12 protein-coding genes and 2 pseudogenes are annotated in these 12,360 nt (G+C 62.1%); 8 read left to right on the top strand and 6 right to left on the bottom strand.

Features of this window, described 5'->3' with window-relative positions:
• Together WBB95_RS13950 and WBB95_RS13945 are read right to left on the bottom strand one after the other, a co-directional pair.
• A pseudogene (locus tag WBB95_RS13950) lies at nt 1-182 on the bottom strand (dienelactone hydrolase); the annotation flags it as partial.
• Between the two features lie 241 nt (nt 183-423).
• Nucleotides 424-1,035 (bottom strand): FMN-dependent NADH-azoreductase, encoded by a 612-nt coding sequence (locus WBB95_RS13945; protein ID WP_424488105.1) that lies wholly within the window; start codon nt 1,033-1,035, stop codon nt 424-426.
• 232 nt (nt 1,036-1,267) lie between these two features.
• On the opposite strand from WBB95_RS13945, the gene WBB95_RS13940 reads away from it, so the two are divergent.
• Nucleotides 1,268-2,458, top strand: a complete 1,191-nt coding sequence (locus WBB95_RS13940) for an MFS transporter (protein WP_424488104.1) — start codon at nt 1,268-1,270, stop codon at nt 2,456-2,458.
• On the opposite strand, the gene WBB95_RS13935 is transcribed toward WBB95_RS13940, so the two are convergent.
• The gene (locus tag WBB95_RS13935) at nt 2,424-3,350 is read right to left on the bottom strand and encodes an AraC family transcriptional regulator N-terminal domain-containing protein (RefSeq protein ID WP_424488103.1); all 927 of its coding nucleotides are present in this window, start codon (nt 3,348-3,350) and stop codon (nt 2,424-2,426) included. The genes WBB95_RS13940 and WBB95_RS13935 overlap by 35 nt on opposite strands.
• A gap of 159 nt (nt 3,351-3,509) precedes the next feature.
• Between WBB95_RS13935 and WBB95_RS13930 the strand changes: the two genes are divergently transcribed.
• The 3 genes from WBB95_RS13930 to WBB95_RS13920 all read left to right on the top strand — a co-directional run bounded on the left by WBB95_RS13930 (nt 3,510) and on the right by WBB95_RS13920 (nt 6,263).
• Nucleotides 3,510-4,889, top strand: a complete 1,380-nt coding sequence (locus WBB95_RS13930; protein WP_424488102.1) for an NAD-dependent succinate-semialdehyde dehydrogenase — start codon at nt 3,510-3,512, stop codon at nt 4,887-4,889.
• 112 nt (nt 4,890-5,001) lie between these two features.
• The gene (locus tag WBB95_RS13925; RefSeq protein ID WP_424488101.1) at nt 5,002-5,910 is read left to right on the top strand and encodes a LysR substrate-binding domain-containing protein; all 909 of its coding nucleotides are present in this window, start codon (nt 5,002-5,004) and stop codon (nt 5,908-5,910) included.
• Nucleotides 5,907-6,263 (top strand): MmcQ/YjbR family DNA-binding protein, encoded by a 357-nt coding sequence (locus tag WBB95_RS13920; RefSeq protein WP_424488100.1) that lies wholly within the window; start codon nt 5,907-5,909, stop codon nt 6,261-6,263. The genes WBB95_RS13925 and WBB95_RS13920 overlap by 4 nt, the downstream gene beginning before the upstream one ends.
• Here WBB95_RS13920 and WBB95_RS13915 read toward each other — a convergent pair.
• The gene (locus tag WBB95_RS13915) at nt 6,252-6,635 is read right to left on the bottom strand and encodes a DUF1294 domain-containing protein (RefSeq protein ID WP_424488099.1); all 384 of its coding nucleotides are present in this window, start codon (nt 6,633-6,635) and stop codon (nt 6,252-6,254) included. The two genes, WBB95_RS13920 and WBB95_RS13915, sit on opposite strands and share 12 nt — an antisense overlap.
• Nucleotides 6,632-7,462 (bottom strand): undecaprenyl-diphosphate phosphatase, encoded by an 831-nt coding sequence (locus WBB95_RS13910; RefSeq protein ID WP_424488098.1) that lies wholly within the window; start codon nt 7,460-7,462, stop codon nt 6,632-6,634. The genes WBB95_RS13915 and WBB95_RS13910 overlap by 4 nt, the downstream gene beginning before the upstream one ends.
• 231 nt (nt 7,463-7,693) lie before the next feature.
• Here WBB95_RS13910 and WBB95_RS13905 point away from each other — a divergent pair, with 231 nt between their 5' ends.
• From WBB95_RS13905 to WBB95_RS13890, 4 genes are all read left to right on the top strand, one after another.
• Nucleotides 7,694-9,328: a methyl-accepting chemotaxis protein gene (locus tag WBB95_RS13905; protein WP_424488097.1), complete on the top strand. Its 1,635-nt coding sequence runs from the start codon at nt 7,694-7,696 to the stop codon at nt 9,326-9,328.
• A 108-nt stretch (nt 9,329-9,436) separates the two neighbouring features.
• The gene (pnuC, locus tag WBB95_RS13900) at nt 9,437-10,000 is read left to right on the top strand and encodes a nicotinamide riboside transporter PnuC (protein ID WP_424488096.1); all 564 of its coding nucleotides are present in this window, start codon (nt 9,437-9,439) and stop codon (nt 9,998-10,000) included.
• On the top strand, nt 9,997-10,518 hold the full coding sequence (locus WBB95_RS13895; RefSeq protein WP_424488106.1) for an AAA family ATPase: 522 nt from the start codon (nt 9,997-9,999) through the stop codon (nt 10,516-10,518). Before pnuC ends, WBB95_RS13895 begins: the two co-directional genes overlap by 4 nt.
• A gap of 82 nt (nt 10,519-10,600) precedes the next feature.
• Nucleotides 10,601-12,118 carry an FAD-dependent oxidoreductase gene (locus WBB95_RS13890; protein WP_424488095.1) on the top strand — a complete coding sequence of 506 codons (1,518 nt, stop codon included), beginning with the start codon at nt 10,601-10,603 and terminating at the stop codon, nt 12,116-12,118.
• Here WBB95_RS13890 and WBB95_RS13885 read toward each other — a convergent pair.
• Nucleotides 12,115-12,360 (bottom strand): annotated as a pseudogene (locus WBB95_RS13885) (exodeoxyribonuclease III); the annotation flags it as partial. The gene WBB95_RS13890 and the pseudogene WBB95_RS13885 sit on opposite strands and share 4 nt — an antisense overlap.

Here is a 12,360-nt window from a genome sequence, read left to right as displayed (position 1 = left end):
GAATGCTCATCGTCGGTGGATGGGTAAAACGCGATGGCGTTCATCGGCTGCAAATCCAGCGGGTCGAGAAAGCTCATGCGATGAAAGCCCACACTCCAATGCGGGTGCGGTGCGGGGGCGGCGTGCACTGAAACCATGCCGCCGAGCAGGGAAAGAACCAAAACAGCACAAAGACGCATCATGGGGATGTCCACCTTTGTTGCGTGACCACATTCAACAGCCGCGGCATGTCTATTTGAAAAGTCCATGGTTCAAGGCACTCGCACCGGGTGATATACCCATGTGTGCATAACCTGGGCCAAAGTAGAGACAGCGGGCAAACGAAAAAACTCCGTATTCCGGTCGTTTTGAGGCGATCAGAATACAGAGTTTAGGCGCCCGGTTTCAGATTGAAACCGGGGAGAGGCGAAATTTACACAAGCCTTACGCGGCGGCGAACAATTGTTCGTTGATAACCACGTTGGCGTCGCTCAGGGACTTGGCGCGGAACTCATCGCCATAGGCCAGGCCTTGGGCGCGCACGAACTCGATGTCGGTGATGCCCAGGAAGCCAAACACCAGTTTCAGGTAGTCCTCGTGACCGACGTTGCTGGCCTGGCCAGCATGCAAGCCACCCGCGGTGGATACGATGATCAGCTTCTTGCCACCGCACAGGCCTTCAGCGCCGGCTTCCGAGTAACGGAAGGTCTGGCCAGCCACCGCGATGCGGTCGATCCAGGCCTTGAGCTGGGAAGGCACCGAGAAGTTGTACATCGGCGCGCCAATCACCACGGCGTCGGCGGCGATGAATTCAGCCAGCGACGACGCGCTGAGTTCAGCCTCGTGCTTTTGTACCGCGTCACGCAACTCGGCAGCCGTGCCCAGCGCACCCAGGGTCACGCCGGAAAAGTGGCTGATGCCTTCGCTCGCCAGGTCGCGGTAAGTCACTTGCACACCCGGCTCTGCCGCTTGCCAAGCCTTGACCACGCCCGCACTGAGCTGACGGGAAGCCGAGTTGTCGCCGAGGATGCTGGAATCGATATGCAACAGTTTCATGCGGGATCTCCAAGTGAGGATCGCGACGAGGCGATCAAGTGGGGTTGATCCTACAGATGAACGCAATGCACGATTAGAGGGCCAAAACGCGATTGTTCGTCCCATTGACAGGACAATCCATTTTCACCCGAAATCCAATCCAACACGGTTCTTGCCCAAACCTCTGCAGCGCTGGATTTCAGCCGCGCTTCACTTCATTCTCGCCGCAGATCCGACAGCCACTGGGCGCCCCATGCACGCACACACACCTCCCCTGACCAAAGGGCTGACCCTGATTCTCGCCATTTGCTGCGGGTTTTCTGTCGCCACGATTTACTACAACCAGGCCATGCTGCCGCTGATTGCCAACACGTTCGCGGTGTCTACCGCGCATGTCGGACAGATCGCGATGCTCACCCAACTCGGTTACGCCAGCGGCCTGCTGCTGTTTGTGCCGCTGGGTGACCGGATCAGCCGACGCACCCTGATCCTTGCAGTGTTGTGCATCAACTTCATCAGCCTGCTGGCCTCGGCGACGGCGCCGTCCTATTCGTGGCTGCTGGTGGCGAGCGTGTTGCTGGGGCTGTCGGGCATCAGCGCCCAGGTGATCATTCCCGCGGCGTCAGACCTCAGCGAACCCTCGCAAAAAGGCGCGGTGCTGGGCCTGATGGTCAGCGGCTTGTCGGCTGGCGGGTTGCTGGCCCGGACGGTCAGCGGTGTGGTCAGTGGCTGGCTGGGCTGGCGCGGCATGTTCGCCCTGGCGGCGGCGCTGGATGTGCTGCTGTTCATGGCGATCCTGACGCGCATGCCGGTGTCGATCTCCACCAGCAAGCTGGCCTACGGCGCCCTGCTCAAATCCCTCTGGGGCCTGGCGCGGCAACACCCGACCTTGCGCCAATCGGCAATCAAGGCGGCCCTGATCTTTGGCGCATTGAACGTGTTCTGGGGCTCGATGGCGGCGCTGCTGGCGGCGCCACCTTATGGGTTCTCCAGCGCACAGGCAGGCTTGCTCGGGCTGTCGGCCATTGTCGGCATCCTCTGCGCCTCGACCATCGGCCAACTGACCCGGCGCCACGGTCGCCTGCTGGAGCGGGTGGCCATCGGCACCGTGCTGAGCGCATTCGTGCTGATTTATGCCTTTGGCCCCAGCGGCTGGTGGGCGCCGATCCTGATCGCCGCGACCTTCCTCGACCTCGGCAACCGGATCAACCAACTGGCCAACCAGACCCGCGTCCTGGCGCTCGAACCTTCGGCCACCAGCCGCTTGAACACGGTGTTCATGGTGATCTACTTCATCGGTGGCGCGTTGGGCTCGGCGGCGGGTGCATTCGCCTCTGAACAGTACGGCTGGCAAGGGCAGGCGCTGACCGGCGCGGCATTTGCCGGGCTGGCCCTGCTGATCATCCTGTTCAGTGCGACGACACGTAAATCGACGACGTCGTAGGCGCAGGCAGCGCATAGGTGCGTTTCATCCACAGGATTTCCTGCTGAGGCGTACGCCCGAAGAAACGCTTGAACTCACGGCTGAACTGCGAAGCGCTTTCGTAGCCCACCTTCGCACAGGCCGTGGCAGCCGTGATGTCGCTGCGCAGCATCAATAAGCGCGCCTGGTGCAGCCGCGTGGACTTGAGGTACTGCATCGGCGAGGTGTCGGTGACCGTGCGAAAGTGCGCATGAAAACTCGGCACGCTCATCATCGCCTCCGCCGCCAGCGCCTCCACATCCAGGTGCTGGTGATAACACGCGTGAATCTTGCGAATCGCCCGCGCCACCTTGCCGAATTGGCCCTGGCGCGTGAGCGCTGCGCGCATCGAACCGCCCTGCTCGCCCGTGATAATCCGGTAGTAGATCTCACGCATCAGCGCCGGGCCGAGCAGTTGTGCGTCCATGGGCACACTCATCGCCTCCAGGAAGCGCAGCAGTGACTCGATGAGCTTGTCATCCATGGGCGAGGAATACATGCCCCGTGGCTTGGCCTCAACCAACTGCGGGAAGTCATCCAGCGCCACCATCAGTTCAGCCGCCAGGGTGAAATCCAGCTGCAAGTACACCGCCAGCATTGGCTCCTCTGGCGTGGCCTCGGTCTCCATCGTAAACGGCACCGGCACCGACACCACCAGGTAATGCTGGGCGTCATACAGGTAAATGTCCTCGCCGAGAAACCCGCGCTTTTGGCCCTGGCAGACAATCACGATGCCCGGGTCGTACAACACCGGCACGCGATGCAACGGCCGGTTCGAACGCAGGAAGCGCACGTCGTCCAGTGCGCTCAGGTTATAGCCTTCGACAGGCGCCAGCCGGCCCATCAAGTCGATGATTCTTTGGGTGCGGCCCATGCTCGGCGGCTCCTGCGCGAAAACCGCACAATACTGCGCAACCGGCAGCTGTGGCTACGGACTCATAGGAATAGGCAATCAGCACAGTGGAATGGATATTCGCCTCAATCGCGCTTTTGCGTAGCCTGAAACCGTCCATTCAGCCTTCGGAGAGTCCCCATGCTTATCGTCTACAACCCTGCCACCGGTGAAGAAATAGGCCGCATCGCCAAGCACACATCCACTGAGGTCAAAGCCGCCATCGACCGCACCTGCGCCGCCTTCCCCGAATGGTCCGGCAAGCTCGCCAAGGAACGCAGCGACATCCTGCGCCGCTGGCACGACAGCGTTAAAGCCGACAAGGAAGCCTTTGCCGAACTGCTGTGCCGCGAAAACGGCAAATGCCTGACTGAGGCCCGTGGCGAAATCGACTACGGCCTGGGCTTTATCGAGTGGTACGCCGAAGAAGCCAAACGCGTCTACGGTGACACCATTCCCACCCACGACCGCAATGCCAACGTAGTGGTGACCAAGGAAGCCATCGGCCCGGTCGCAGCGATTACCCCGTGGAACTTCCCGTTCATGATGATCACCCGCAAAGTCGCCACGGCCCTGGCCGCCGGCTGCACCATGGTGATCAAACCGGCTGAAGACACACCGCTGACGGCCCTCAAGCTGCTGGAATACGCACGCAAGGCCGGTATCGGCGAAGGCGTGCTGGAAGTGGTGGTCGGCGACCCCAAGGCCATCGGCCTGATCCTGACCGGCGACCCGCGCATCCGCAAAATCACCTTCACCGGCTCCACGGGCGTCGGTAAATTGCTCGCGGCGCAATGCGCGGCGACGGTCAAGAAGATGACCCTGGAACTGGGCGGCAACGCGCCCTTTATCGTGTTCCAGGACGCCAACCTGGACGAAGCCGTGAAGGGTCTGGTGAGCGCCAAGCTGCGCAATTCAGGCCAGGTGTGCATCTCGCCGAACCGGATCTTTGTGCAGCACAGCATCCTCGAAGACTTCATCAAACGGGTGAAAGCAGCCGTGGCCAAGATCGAAGTCGACCAAGGGCTGCGCGAAGATTTCGTGGTCGGCCCGCTGATCAACCAGGTGGGCTTCGACAAGGTCGTGCGCCTGGTGGAAGACGCCAAGGCCGCCGGCGCCAAGGTGCTGATGGGCGGCAAACCCCACGCCAAAGGCGGCTTGTTCTACGAGCCCACGGTGTTGACGGGTTTGCAGGATGACTCGCCGCTGGCGACCAACGAGATCTTCGGGCCGGTCTTTGCGCTCTATGCCTTCAAGGATGAAGAGGAAGTCATTGCCCGCGCCAACAACAGCGAATTCGGCTTGGTGGCATACGCCTACACCAGCGCCCTCGGGCGTTCGCTGCGGCTGTCGCGCCAACTGGAGGCTGGCATGGTGATCTTGAACGCCGGCTCGGTGGGCACCGCGTCGATTCCTTTTGGCGGTATCAAACAATCCGGCTATGGCCGTGAAGGCAGTTATTACGGGATCGAAGAGTACGTGCATGTGAAGTATGTGTTGATGGCCGGCGCGCAGTTCTAGGCTCCTCATCGCCACCAAAGCGAGCGCCCGCAAGGCGCTCGCTTTTTTTGTAGTGGATTTGCCCGCGCCAGGCGCGGATAGTTCGTCCCCCTGACAGGACAATAGGCAAACCATGCAAGACCTCAACGACCTCTACTATTTCGCCAAAGTCGTGGAAGCCGGTGGCTTCGCGGCAGCCGGCCGGATGCTGGGAATTCCCAAATCACGGCTGTCGCGGCGCATTGCCGAGCTCGAAGAGCGCCTGGGCGCGCGGCTGTTGCAACGCACCACGCGGCAATTGACCCTGACCGCCGTCGGCGAGCGCTACCTGCGCCATTGCCAGGCGATGCTGCTGGAAGCGGAGATGGCCGACGAGGCCGTGGCGAGCATGTCCAGCGAGCCCCGTGGGCGGCTGCGGGTCAGCTGCCCGGTGGGCATGGCCCAGCACATGTTGCCGGAAATGGTCGCCGGCTTTCTCGCCGCCCACCCCTTGGTGCAGCTTGAGATGACGCTGGTGAACCGCCGTGTCGACCTGGTGGCTGAAGGCATCGACGTGGCCCTGCGCGTACGCGAGTTGGGCGATGAAGACCCGCTGCTGGTGACCAAGCGCCTGCGCCAGGCTCAGACGATTCTGGTCGCCAGCCCTGAATTCCTGCAGGGCCGGCACATCAACACGTTGCAAGACCTCAAACAATTGCCAGTACTTGGCGCATTGGAACCGGACCGCCTGGTGCACCTGCGCCTGCTTGACCCCCACGGCAATCCCGAAGACGTGTCGATGGAAGCGCGCCTTGGCATCGACGACTTTATCGTGCGCAAGGCCTGCGCCTTGAAAGGCCTGGGCTTTACCGTCTTGCCGATGATGTATTGCGAAGAAGAATTGGCCAGCGGCCAACTGGTGCAACTGCTTCCCGAGTGGTCCTCGCCGGGCGGCTGGTTGCAGGCGGTCTACCCGCACCGCCGAGGCGTATTGCCGGCCATTCGTGCCTGGATCGACTACCTGGAAGAAGCCTTCAAGGGCTGCGGAGATCGCTTGTTATGAAAATCACCGAGGAACAGGTCGCCACTTTCTGCCTGAGCCTGCCCGGCGCACGGGAAGACTACAAATGGGGCGGCGTGCGGGTGTTCTCGATTGCCGGCAACAAGATGTTCGCCTTGCAGAACCTGCGGGGAGAGTCGTTGGCGTTCAAGGTCGACAAGGAATTGTTCCTGGGCCATGTGGACCGCCCGGGCATCCACCCGGCGCCGTACCTGGCGCGTGCGCAGTGGATCATCATGAACACGCCCTACCCGCTGGGCGCTGAAGAACTGCGTGGCTTGTTGCAGCGTTCCCACCAGTTGGTGGTGAGCAAACTGCCCAAGCGCACGCAGATCGGCTTGTGGCTAGAGGACTGAAAGCAGCGTGCCGCCCAGGAACAACTGGTCCAGCCAGAACACCTGGTGCAGCAATACGATCACCCAGAACAGTACCTGGTAAGACACCTTGCGCGTCTTGTGGCGGAATACCTGCTGGGCGATCAACGCGCCCGGCCAGCCGCCTGCGAGTTCCACGGCGTGCAGGATGTTTTCGCGAACGCGCGGGCCTTCCGTCTGTGCCTTGCGCTTGTCACCCCAGTACAGGAAAAACGCCACGACGCTGACCACGCCGTAAGCCGCCAGCGGAATCACCGTCTCGCCGCGATGCCACACCAGAGCCGCCCCAACCAACGGCGCGGCGCACAGCAGCACAAAGATCAACGCCTTCAGGCGCGGGTGCTGAATATTCATGGCTTGACCGCAGACCAGTCGATCCAGCCGAATTGCCAGGTGGCCAGAATCAACAGGCCAAACGCAATCCGGTACCAGGCAAACGCGGCATAGCTGTGGCTGGCGATGAATTTGAGCAAGGCCTTGACCGCAATCATCGCAAAGATGAACGAGGTGACGAAGCCAATGGCGAACACCGGCAGGTCGTCTGGCTGGAACAAATGGCGGTACTTGAAGCCCGAATACAGCGCCGCACCGACCATGGTCGGCATGGCCAGGAAGAACGAAAACTCGGTGGCGGTCTTGCGCGACAGGCCGAATAACAGGCCGCCGATGATGGTCGCGCCGGAGCGTGACGTGCCCGGAATCATCGCCAGGCATTGAGCCATGCCGACCTTGAGCGCGTCTTTCCAGGTGATCTCATCCACGCTTTCAGCGTGAACCGCATGCTGGCGGCGTTCAGCCCAGAGCATGATGACACCACCCACCACCAGGGCGCTGGCGACGGTGATCGGGTTGAACAGGTAATGCTTGATCAGGTCGGCAAAAATCACCCCCAGCACAATCGCCGGCAGCACGGCGATGATCAGGTTGACGGTGAAGCGTTGGGCATTGCGCTGGGTCGGCAAGCCAACGACCACGTCGAGGATCTTGCGCCGAAACTCCCACACCACCGCGAGGATCGCGCCCAGCTGAATGATGATGTTGAACGCCTCAAAGCGCTCGCCGCCGAAACCGATCAAGTCGGCGACGATGATCTGGTGGCCGGTGCTGGAAATCGGCAGGAACTCCGTCAGCCCTTCCACCACGCCCAGTATCAATGCCTGTATGGCGGTCCAAAAATCCATGTTTCCCCCAAAGGTCATGCGCGTGGCACGCCTCGTTAGTCTTTTTTAGTGGTTCACTGACGCAAGGTGCACTGCAGTGCCAGGCATTGGATGATCCATCCAGGGCTGCAAAAATTCCGTGAAAAATCAGGCAGTACTCAGGTTTTTCGAGCATTGGCCGAAAGCCTATCAGACAAGCCGGAAATGTCGATGCAGCGCCCACAATTATAAAAAGCATGGAGTGACAGGACGATGAACAGTTTGCGCAGCATGTCGATCAGTCGCCGCTTGTGGCTGATCCTGATAGTCGCCGTGTTGATGCTGCTGACCTTGGGGCTGCTGATGCTCAAGCAGATCCACGGCGACCTCTACCAGGCCAAGCGCCAGCAAACCCAGCACGTGGTGCAAACCGCCAGTGGCGTGCTTGCTTATTACCAAAACCTTGAAAAAACCGGCGCACTGACCCGCGAAGCCGCGCAGAAACAGGCGTTGAGCGCAGTGCGCGGCCTGCGCTACGACCACGACGACTATTTCTGGATCAACGACCTGACGCCCGTGATGATCATGCACGCGGCCAACCCCAAGCTTGACGGCCAGAACCTCTCGGCCATCCGCGACCCCGACGGGTTTGCGGTGTTCAACGAATTCGTGATCCTGGCCAAGGCCAAGGGCGCCGGCATCGTCAACTATCGCTGGCCCAAGCCCGGCGCCGAGGCGCCTGTAGAAAAGACCTCCTACATCCAGTTGTTCGAGCCGTGGGGCTGGATCATCGGCTCCGGCGTGTACGTGGACGACGTGCAGGCCGAGTTCAGGGGCCAGGTGTGGAAGGCCTCATTGATCGGCCTGGGCATCGCAGTGATTATGGCTTTGCTGGTGATGTTGATCGCCCGCAGCATCGTGCAGCCCTTGCAGGCGGCGGTGAACGCCATGGGCAACATCGCCAGCGGCGAAAGCGACCTGACCCGCAGCCTCGACACCCACGGGCGCGACGAGGTCACCCAACTGTCGCAGCACTTCAACAGCTTTACCGCCAAGCTGCGCCAGGTGGTCGGGCAGTTGCAGGTCTGCGCCAATGCGTTGGGCCAGTCCTCGACTGAGCTGGGCGACAACGCCACGCAAGCCCATGCCCGCAGCCAGCAGCAATCGCAGCAGATGGAACTGGTCGCCACCGCGATCAACGAAGTCACGTACGGCGTGCAGGACGTGGCGAAAAACGCTGAACACGCCGCCAGCGAAATGCGCGACGCCCAGGCCCAGGCGCAACAGGGCCAAATCAATATCGATGGCAGCCTGCAGCAGATCGACCAACTCTCCGGCACCATCAGCCAGGCAGTGGAAGTGATCCGTACCCTGTCCAGTGAAAGCACGCAGATTGGCGGCGTGCTCGAAGTGATCCGCTCCATCGCCGACCAGACCAACCTGCTGGCCCTCAACGCCGCCATTGAGGCCGCGCGGGCCGGGGAGCAAGGCCGAGGGTTCGCCGTGGTCGCCGACGAAGTTCGCCTGCTGGCCCAGCGCACGCAAAAATCCACCGCTGAGATCCAGGTGATGATCGAACGCCTGCAAGGCCATTCCCACGCCGCCGTGAAGGCGATCAGTGACAGCCACAGCGCCTCGCAACTGACCATCGAGCAAGCCGGCCAAGCCGGCGAGAGCCTGAACGCCATCGGCCAGGCGCTGCGCAACCTCAATGGGCTGAATGCCTCGATTGCCAGTGCCACCCTGCAACAGGCGCATGTGGTCGAAGACATCAACCAGAACGTCACCCAAGCGGCGGGCTTGTCCCACAGCACCGCGTTGGCAGCCGAGCAGTCGAGCGTGGCCAGCGCGCATCTGCGCGGGCTCAGCGAACAGCTCGACGGGCTGCTGCGCCAGTTCAAGGTCTAGGCCCGGCCAACATGATCGTTCCCACGCTGCGCATGGGAACGATCACTCCTACTGCCAACAATCTTTGGTTACAATCACCGCCCTCTTCGACTCTCCCAAGGAACCGCCATGTCCGGGCTTGAACTGTTCGCCGCCGCGTTGGGGGTGATCGCTGTCTGGCTGACGGTCAAACAGAACCCCTGGTGCTGGCCCATCGGTTTGGTGATGGTGTTGCTCTACACCTGGGTGTTCTTCGACGTAAAACTCTATTCCGACATGCTGCTGCAGGTGGTCTACGCCGCCCTGCAACTCTACGGCTGGTGGCAGTGGACACGCGCCGGCGACGTCAAGCAAGGACGCCAGGTGACCAGCCTGGGTGTGCCCGCGATCATGGCCAGCCTCGCGGTCGGCGCGGTGTTCAGCGCGCTGCTCGGCGCGGCCATGGCGCATTGGACCGACGCCGCCCAGCCGTGGCTCGACGCCGCCCTCACCGGCTTCAGCCTGGTGGCGCAAATGTGGATGGCGCAAAAACGCGTGCAGTGCTGGGCGCTGTGGATTGTGGTGGACGTGATTTTCGTCGGCCTATTCCTGTACAAAGGCCTGTACCTCACCGCCGCGCTGTATGCGCTGTTCACCGTGATCGCCGTGCAAGGCTGGCGTGAATGGCGCGCCGACCCGGCGTTGCACGCATGAAGGTGGTGGTACTGGCCGGCCCAGAGTCCAGCGGCAAAAGCTGGCTGGCGGCCGAACTGCAGGCGCACTTCGGCGGGCTGATGGTGGGGGAATACGTGCGGTATTTCATCGACCACCATCAACGCGACACCACCTTGGCGGACATTCCCGCCATCGCCCGTGGCCAACTGGCCTGGGAGGATGCCGCGCGCGCCGAGCGGCCTGCGCTGCTGATCCTCGACACGCACTTGCTCACCAATAAGCTGTGGAGCCAAACCCTGTTTGGCGACTGCCCGGCCTGGCTCGACAGCGAACTGCTGGCCCGTCACTACGACCTGCACCTGTTGCTGTCGCCCGAAGATGTCGAGTGGACCGCCGACGGTCAGCGTTGCCAGCCGGAGTTGGCCGACCGCCGTGCGTTCTTTGAGGGCAGCCTGGACTGGATCGAGCAGCATCAACAGCGTGCCCTGGTGATTCGCGGCAATTGGGAAGAACGCCGGGCCAAGGCGTTTGCAGCGGTCACTCAACTGCTGGCGTGATGCCCGCTGTTGGATACCGACTATCGGCTCAACGAAGTCCATTCGCGTGATCGTCAGTCAATCCTCTAAAGGAGATTGGCCTATGAATATGCGCATTGTTGCCCGCCTGATCAACCTGCCCGAAAACCGTGGCGTTCGTGTCACAGCGGCGAAACTGCCGGTGTTGCTGGTGCGTGTCGGCGACCAGGTGCGGGCCTTTCAGGCGCAGTGCCCGCACGCCGGCGCACCGCTGGAAGAAGGCGTTATCTGCAACGGACGGATCATCTGTCCCTGGCACAAAGCGGCCTTTGCCGTGGACACCGGCGCGCTGCTGGAACCGCCAGCGCTGGCGGCGCTCAAGCAATACCCGGTCGAGGTTCACGATGGCATCGTCAGTGTTGGCGACGAACCGATCGCGCCTGAACCCCCGACGATGCACGAGGACCGGCGCTGCTTCGCCGTGATCGGCGCGGGTGCCGCCGGCGCCGCCGCCGTCGCTACATTACGTCAGCAAGGCTTTGCCGGGCGCCTGCTGTGGATCGACCGCGAACAGGCGCCCGCCTACGACCGCACGGCCCTGAGCAAATTCGTGATCGCCGGTGAGATGGCGCCTGAAGACACGCCACCACTGCTGGAAGGTACATCGTTCGACACCCTCGGCATTCACGGTGAGGTGCGGCAGCTGGATGCCGTGGCCAAACGCATCGAATTGGCTGACGGTCGCTACTTCGACTACGACGCGGCACTGGTCGCCACCGGCGGTGAAGCGCAACCGCTGGACATCCCCGGCGCCGTGCTGAGCAACGTGTTTGTGCTGCGTAGCCGCGAAGATGCCGTGCGCATCACCGACGCCGCGCAGCCAGCGGCATGCGCGGTGATCATCGGCGACAGTTTTATCGGCCTGGAAGCCGCGTCAGCGCTGCGCCAACGCGGCCTGGTGGTGCAAGTGGTGAGTCGCCATGAAATTCCGCTGGAGGCGCAATTGGGCAAGCGCATCGGTGCGGCCCTGCGCCAACTGCACGAAGACAACGGGGTGATCTTTCACAGCAACACCGAGCCCGAGCGTCTCGACGGCCACGGCACGGTGAGTACCGTGCTGCTGAAAAACGGCAAGCGGCTGGCCGCCGACCTGGTGTTGATGGGCGTCGGCGTAAAGCCCGCCACAGGCTTTGTCCAACACGTGGACAAGGCCGAGGACCAGTCGCTGAAGGCTGACAGCCACTTGCAGGTCGCCCCCGGTTTATGGGCCGCCGGCGATAACGTGACGTTTGCCTGGCACCATCAGCCGACACGCATCGAGCACTGGCGGGTGGCCCAGCAACTTGCCGTGCTGGCCGCGCGCAACATGCTCGGCGACACGCAGGAGTATGCCGACGTGCCGTTCTTCTGGACCTACCACTTCAAAAAAACCTTTGAAGTACTCGGGCACCCTCAGCACTGGAATCGCCTGCACCTGGAAGGCGACTTGCACCGCCATGCCTTCATTGCCCTGCTGTGCCGGGGCGATCAGGTCGAAGCCGTCATCGCCTGCGAACATCAGCAGGCCATGGCGCGCCTGTCGCAACGCATGCAGCAGCCGCTGGGCAAGGCCGAGGCTTTGGCGATCATTCGCGGGGTTTAGCGTTTTTTGCGCGTAGCCAGTTGAATCCACGTCGGCGCATGGTCGCTGGCGTGGGGCTCGTTGCGTACCCAGGCGTCGACGCCGGCGTCTTTCAGGTAAGGCGTGAGTGCGGGGTTGGTCAGCAGATGGTCAATGCGCAGCCCGGAATTTTTCTGCCAGTGCTGACGGAAGTAATCCCAGAAAGTGTAAACCCGCGCATCGGGATACAAATGACGCAAAGAATCGGTCCAGCCCTGCTCCAG

This window comes from Pseudomonas sp., from assembly GCF_049645325.1.
Lineage (GTDB): Bacteria > Pseudomonadota > Gammaproteobacteria > Pseudomonadales > Pseudomonadaceae > Aquipseudomonas.
Note: the sequence above shows the minus strand (reverse complement) of the source record. Positions and strands in the feature narration are given on the sequence as shown.

Excerpts from the sequence above, each read along its gene's own strand:
- WBB95_RS13945 (WP_424488105.1), bottom strand. The coding sequence starts at position 1,035 with ATGAAACTGTTGCATATCGATTCCAGCATCCTCGGCGACAACTCGGCT.
- WBB95_RS13940 (WP_424488104.1), top strand. The coding sequence starts at position 1,268 with ATGCACGCACACACACCTCCCCTGACCAAAGGGCTGACCCTGATTCTC.
- WBB95_RS13935 (WP_424488103.1), bottom strand. The coding sequence starts at position 3,350 with ATGGGCCGCACCCAAAGAATCATCGACTTGATGGGCCGGCTGGCGCCT.
- WBB95_RS13930 (WP_424488102.1), top strand. The coding sequence starts at position 3,510 with ATGCTTATCGTCTACAACCCTGCCACCGGTGAAGAAATAGGCCGCATC.
- WBB95_RS13925 (WP_424488101.1), top strand. The coding sequence starts at position 5,002 with ATGCAAGACCTCAACGACCTCTACTATTTCGCCAAAGTCGTGGAAGCC.
- WBB95_RS13920 (WP_424488100.1), top strand. The coding sequence starts at position 5,907 with ATGAAAATCACCGAGGAACAGGTCGCCACTTTCTGCCTGAGCCTGCCC.
- WBB95_RS13915 (WP_424488099.1), bottom strand. The coding sequence starts at position 6,635 with ATGAATATTCAGCACCCGCGCCTGAAGGCGTTGATCTTTGTGCTGCTG.
- WBB95_RS13910 (WP_424488098.1), bottom strand. The coding sequence starts at position 7,462 with ATGGATTTTTGGACCGCCATACAGGCATTGATACTGGGCGTGGTGGAA.
- WBB95_RS13905 (WP_424488097.1), top strand. The coding sequence starts at position 7,694 with ATGAACAGTTTGCGCAGCATGTCGATCAGTCGCCGCTTGTGGCTGATC.
- pnuC (WP_424488096.1), top strand. The coding sequence starts at position 9,437 with ATGTCCGGGCTTGAACTGTTCGCCGCCGCGTTGGGGGTGATCGCTGTC.
- WBB95_RS13895 (WP_424488106.1), top strand. The coding sequence starts at position 9,997 with ATGAAGGTGGTGGTACTGGCCGGCCCAGAGTCCAGCGGCAAAAGCTGG.
- WBB95_RS13890 (WP_424488095.1), top strand. The coding sequence starts at position 10,601 with ATGAATATGCGCATTGTTGCCCGCCTGATCAACCTGCCCGAAAACCGT.